The following is a 1,548-nucleotide window of genomic DNA, read 5'->3' on the forward strand; positions in this document are numbered from 1 at the left end:
CAACGCCGCTGCGTTTACCGGTTCGAGCGGGATGCAAGCCCCTTCTCCATGATCGCGATTTCGGTGTGGAGGGTGTAGTTCTGGGTGGTGGCGGGGTGTTTGCCGACGTTCGGGGCGTACTTGCTGTGGCTCTTGAGGCTGCGGGCTTTCATGCGCTGGCGGCGGCGGGGCGGCAGCAGGTTGGCCAGCAGTGCACGGCCGATCGCGCCGATCAGGCGGATGGGGTCGGCGGGAAGGATGCCGGAGGCGGTGACGACCTGGTCACGGGCGGCGTTCAGGGCGACGGTGAAGCTGAGCCGGTCCATGTCCAGGCCCGGCTGCTGGGCGGCGGCGTCCAGGGCGGTGCGGATCAGGGCCTGGTAGACGGCGAGGATGCCCCAGACCTCCTGGTCGAGGTCGGCGGGGTGCCCGGAGCGCAGGACGCGGCCGTCCAGCAGGGTCGCTTTCACGCTCGCGTAGGCGGTCTCCGCCTGCCACCTCTCGTGATACAGGGTCACCAGACGCTCGGCGGGATACCGGGTGGGGTCGGTGAGGCTGGTGAGAAGCCGCCACTGTTCACGGCGTATGGTTCCGTCCGCCAGTCTCACGGTGATCCAGGCCTCGATCACGCGGACGGTCAGCATGTCGTAGCCGCGCCCGGCCCGGTACTGCGCGGTCAGGCGGGTCAGGTAGGAGCCGTCGGGCAGACGATCCTGCACCAGCGGGCGACGGGTGGCCGAGGAACGCACCAGGAACTGGGCGCCGGTGGCGCGGATGCCGTGCAGGAAGCCGATCGCGTCGAATCCGGCATCTGCGAGGACCAGCATGGTTGCCTCCAGTCTGGCCAACAGGCGGTTGGCGTAGTGGAGTTCGCCCTCGCTCTCAGGTCCGAACGCGGCGGCCATCACCGCCCGGGTGCCGGTCTCCACCAAGGTCACCAGCCGTAGCAGCGGGTAGCCGAACTCGCGCTCCGGTCCGCTGCGCTTGGGGAACCGGTCGGTGACCGGGACGCGGTCGGGCAGCTGCAGACTGGTCCCGTCGAAGGCGACCGTGCGCAACCCGCACCACCAGGCACCGGGCGTGCCTCTGTCGGCCACGGTCCCGGCCAGCGTCTCGAACAGCACCCGCAGCGGCCGTGCGCCCAGCCGGCGGCGGGCCCGGGAGAACGAGGAGGTGTGCGGCCGGACCAACGGCAGCCCGACCAGCCCCGCAGTGAGCTTGTCCCACACCGCCCGGTAGGAGCAGTCCTCGAACAGGGCGAGCGCCAGGACGAAGTACACCACCACCCGCGCCGGCAGCAGACGGATCCGCCGCTGCACCGCGCGCGTCTCGACCAGCACCGCGTCCACCAGCGCGAAATCCACGATCTGCGTCAACTCGCCCAGATGCCCCGGAGCAAACACACCCCCGGCTACCTCGATCGTGCGCGTGATGACAGACTTCTCCCGCAACGGGACTCCCGGACTCGATGATCACCTTGCTCGACACAAGCTGATCTACCAGGAGTCCCGTTCCTGCTGTTCAGGCGGGGGTTGTGGACGAATCAAGATCCCTAACGCAGCGGCGTTG

At 69.3% G+C, this 1,548-nt stretch carries 1 protein-coding gene; it reads right to left on the reverse strand.

Annotated elements, in window-relative coordinates:
* Positions 1–14: 14 nt before the first annotated feature.
* Positions 15–1,430, reverse strand: coding sequence for an IS4 family transposase (locus I3F54_RS31810; protein ID WP_240122397.1), 1,416 nt, complete (start codon positions 1,428–1,430; stop codon positions 15–17).
* Positions 1,431–1,548 lie beyond the last annotated feature (118 nt).

Source organism: Streptomyces sp. MUM 2J (assembly GCF_022414535.1).
In the GTDB taxonomy this organism is placed as follows: domain Bacteria; phylum Actinomycetota; class Actinomycetes; order Streptomycetales; family Streptomycetaceae; genus Streptomyces.